The sequence below is a fragment of the Geomonas sp. genome (genome assembly GCF_056994735.1).
This window is the reverse complement of record NZ_JBXKJL010000385.1, coordinates 1-3,754: the sequence shown is the minus strand read 5'-3', so window position 1 is coordinate 3,754 and position 3,754 is coordinate 1. Positions and strand designations below refer to the sequence as shown.

Below are 3,754 nucleotides of genomic sequence, written 5' to 3'. Positions count from 1 at the left end.
AGAGAATCGCGGCGCCCGTGCCAAGGTATGCCGTGTCAGCAACCGGCAGTTTTACGGAAATACTTGGAGACGTTCTTACCGTCGGCGGTCTCGTACTTGCACCTGATCTCGTCCCCCTCGACGATGCGGTGGTCCTTGAACTTGTCCAAGGTGAGGTCATCGTTTATCACGACCACTACCGGCTCCCCGGACTTGTTGTCCTTGAGAGTCGCCGAGGCGGTCTTGGCGTCCTTTCCTGCGATGTCGATCCTGGTTATGACACCGACAAACTTGACCTCGTCAGCCTGGGCGGTTTTGGTGAAGGCTGCCAGGGAGACCACAACCATGGCGACAACCGTGACAAACGAAAGCAACTTTCTCATCTCATTCTCCTTTGGTTCCTGTGAACCGATTGATGCGGTTATCCGCCCCGGTACGGCATCCGCACCGGGGCTGCATCCGACGGGTTAGAACTTCACCTCGAAGGTGGCGTAGACGTCGTGGGCGTTCTCAAGCGGGGTCAGCATCATCATGTCGGTCGACTTGACCTGGGACATCTTGACCGGAGCACCCACCCAGTTGTTGCTTCCCGTGTAGTCGAAGTTGTAGTACTGGTAACCGACCCGGAAGAAGGCCTTTGAGAGGTAGGAGGAGACCGGCTTCAGGTTGAGTTCCTGGATCAGGAAGGCTTCATAGACGTTGCCGCGGGTGCCGAGCTTCGCGGTCCACATGTCATCGGCGGCAGGGGCGAAGGTGATCCAGTTTTTCGAGCCGTGGTTGTACTCGAACCCGAGCTTGGTCTTGGTGGGTTCGTAGTCGTAGCGGGCGCCGACGTAGGCTGCCCAGCCGGTCTTGTCGGTAGGCGCCTCGGGGTTGAAGAAGGCACCGGTCTCAAGGCCTTGGAAGCCGGCGTTGGCCGAAACGTTATCGTTGGGGTGGGTGACACTCATCCCCGCATCCCCGAAGAAGTGCAGCTTGCCGGGGCCGACGTTCTTGATGGTGCTCATGGCCCCTATCCCGTACCAGTCGATGTCGCCGAGATTCACCGTGGGAGCGGTGTCGCCGAAGGCGGTTTTACTCATGGTGGGGAAGTCGAATATGCTGAAGCCGCGATTCCACTGCAGCCAGACCCTCAGCGGGTCGGTGTCGATCGGGACGACGGAAATGCCCAGCATGTCGGTATCTTTCACGCTGTTGCCGGGATTCTCCAGCCCGCTTTCGAAGCCGCGACCGTAGCAGACCTTGGCATAGGCCCCGGGAAGTGCCTCGATGTCCGGTGCCCATCCCAACGTCATGCCATCGAAGGCGTAGTCGACCAGGAGGGCCGGGGTCCCGCCGTTACCCGGGCGTTCCCTGTTTTCGCGCAGGTTTGAAGGGGCTCCTCCCGTCGAAGGCCTGCGACCGACCGAGAACCATACCGGCTCCCCTGCTATGTTGGACCATGTCGCATAGGCCTGATCGACGGCCAGCAAGCTGCTGGAAGGGACATGTCCGAGGGTGCCGTCGAATACGCCAACCCTGTCAGCGAAGAAGGGAGTGGCTCCTCCGTTTGTTACTGCGTTGTCGTCCTGGGAACCGAAGGTCTTGTAGGCGAGGAGCCGCACGTTGACGGTGACGTCCTGGGTCGCTTTGGCGTGCATGTTGAGGCCCAGGCGGTTGGTATAGAGGGTATCGTTGCTGGGCTTGTAGGCTGGAACCTGCTGCGCGTAGTTCGCCAGCATTCCCGGCTGGGTCGGCGTTCCTACCAGCTGTGAATTCGCGCCCAGAAAGGCCCTTGCCCCCTGGAAGGTCTTCACGGCGGCCATGTCGTTCTTGAACTTCATCAGGCCGCTCAGCATCGCCGCGTTAGCACCGGGCGCAGCAGCCGGTCCCGTGGGATCGGCAAAGAAATTGCTCTGCAGGGTGCTGGCGGCTTTGTTGAAAGTGCTGTTGACGTCCGTGTAGGCCTTGGTCTGCCCACCGAGGCTGTCGAGTCTGAAGCGGTAGTCGCCGCCGATGGTCAGCCACCTGCTGAGCGATTTTTCCTCGAGCTTCTCGACCTTCCTGGTCAGGTCATCGACACTTTTCTTCAGAGCCTCATCTTCCGCCAGTGCCCCGGCCGGCGCTGAAAGCACGACCATCACCGCCACCGGAATCAGTCCCTTTGCTGCTCCCTTCATCTTGATCCTCCCGTTCACGATCCTTCCTCCTCAGCTTTTGCCCCAGACCTGGTGGGGGGCCCGCCACCGTTAAAAGCTACGGCCAAGAAAACGTATCGAAATATATGACTACTTATATGTCTGGTCAAGTATATTATTTCTAATATATAAGGGTTTGAAGATGTATGCGGATAATAAAGGGAAGGATCTTGAAAGTTTGAGTGGCGACGCGGAAAATCGCGGAAGGGTGCGGGATGACACGTGATTGAGACGCGAGGGGAAGGGTAGCTGTGAGCGAAAACAAGGGGGCGGGGAGCTCTATACGCCGGGTGGAAAGGCACCGATGGGCGGCAGCCCCGAAGAAAAAAAGTTCGGGAGGCCGAATTTTTTGTGGGGAGACTTAACCAGCCCGGTCCTGCATCTTGGACCGGGGTTCCCGGCTCAAGGCTCGGATGCGGCAGCGTCCTTTTGTTCGGGAGGATTAACTTCAAGAGGAACTTTGATGAAGAAGATGCGCTGCCAGAGCTCGTCGATCTTTTCCGAGGATCCGACGAAGGTCACCAGGGCCAGATACGATCCCGCGGACAATACGAATGGTGCCGCGAAGGAATAACACTCACCCGGCTCCATCCAGAAATCGCTCTGCAGTCCGTAATCTCCAGCCTTGACATACCCCTTCAGCAAGTTCGTCTCCGGCAGCGCTTCCGCCCACACGAGATCATTATCGAACCAGTCGACCCAGTCATTGGTGTCCAGGCCGTTGGGGATCTTCCGGATCATGAGCCCGAAACCGTACTTGTGCCGGTGTTGAGGCCCGTACTTGTGGTCATAGGCCGGCTTTCTTTCACGGGCCCTTAGCTGAACCCGACCCTTGTTCTTCAAGGAGATATCCATGAAGGTCAGCCACTTCCCGGTGTCATAGTCATTGGTGGTGTAGGAGAGATCTATCTCCAGCGCAGTCTCCTTATCTCTTCCCAGCCTGAAACGAAAATAGGCCCAGACTCCGCCTATCAAGATCCCGAATCCCGTTACAAGATCCTTAAAGGCGGTTGCCGCTTTCAATAACTGATCCTGGTTAAAGTCACTCATGACCGCACCCTTTGAACTGGGACAGAGAGAAGGTCAAGCCCTTCCCCCTGCTAGTCTACCAAAAACTTTAAGAAGAAACTTCGTACGATCGGATTCAGACATGGCAGGGATTCCTTGCCAGCTTGCTCGCGGACCGTATTGCCAAAGACAGTCCGCGTGCTAAGTTTATGGTGGCGAAGGATGGAAGCAGAGAAGACAGGAGGTGGCCTGACATGCCCGACAAGAACTTGAAGTCATACCTCAACCATCATCTGGCGGCGTCAGTGGCGTGGTTCGAAGGGCTGGACGATCTGGCATCGGCAGAGAAGGGAACGCCGATGGAACGGGTTTTGATAGAACTGAAGGCTGAGGCCTTCGCTGACCGGCGGGTACTGGAGGAGTTGATGGTGCGCCTGCAGGTGACCGAAAGCGAAATGCAAAAGGCCACGGCCTGGCTCGGCGAGAAGGTATCGAGAGTGCTGATGCCGATGCATGAGCATCGAGGCGGCCCGATGCACCAACTTCTCACCCTTGAAGCGCTGTCGCTGGGAATCGAGGGGAGACGGAAC

At 57.7% G+C, this 3,754-nt stretch carries 4 protein-coding genes; 1 reads left to right on the top strand and 3 read right to left on the bottom strand.

Annotation, left to right across the window (positions count from 1 at the left end; translation table 11 throughout):
- Positions 1 to 35: 35 nt before the first annotated feature.
- The 3 genes from AC11W3_RS16725 to AC11W3_RS16715 form a co-directional block, all read right to left on the bottom strand.
- Positions 36 to 362 carry a hypothetical protein gene (locus tag AC11W3_RS16725; protein ID WP_484090309.1) on the bottom strand — a complete coding sequence of 109 codons (327 nt, stop codon included), beginning with the start codon at positions 360 to 362 and terminating at the stop codon, positions 36 to 38.
- A gap of 84 nt (positions 363 to 446) precedes the next feature.
- Positions 447 to 2,138, bottom strand: coding sequence for a DUF3373 domain-containing protein (locus AC11W3_RS16720; RefSeq protein ID WP_484093386.1), 1,692 nt, complete (start codon positions 2,136 to 2,138; stop codon positions 447 to 449).
- Positions 2,139 to 2,558: 420 nt separating this feature from the next.
- Entirely contained in the window at positions 2,559 to 3,206 is a 648-nt protein-coding gene (locus AC11W3_RS16715; protein ID WP_484093385.1) for a hypothetical protein, read from the bottom strand.
- A 212-nt stretch (positions 3,207 to 3,418) separates the two neighbouring features.
- On the opposite strand from AC11W3_RS16715, the gene AC11W3_RS16710 reads away from it, so the two are divergent.
- The coding region (locus tag AC11W3_RS16710) for a hypothetical protein (RefSeq protein ID WP_484093384.1) at positions 3,419 to 3,754 on the top strand (336 nt) is incomplete at its 3' end.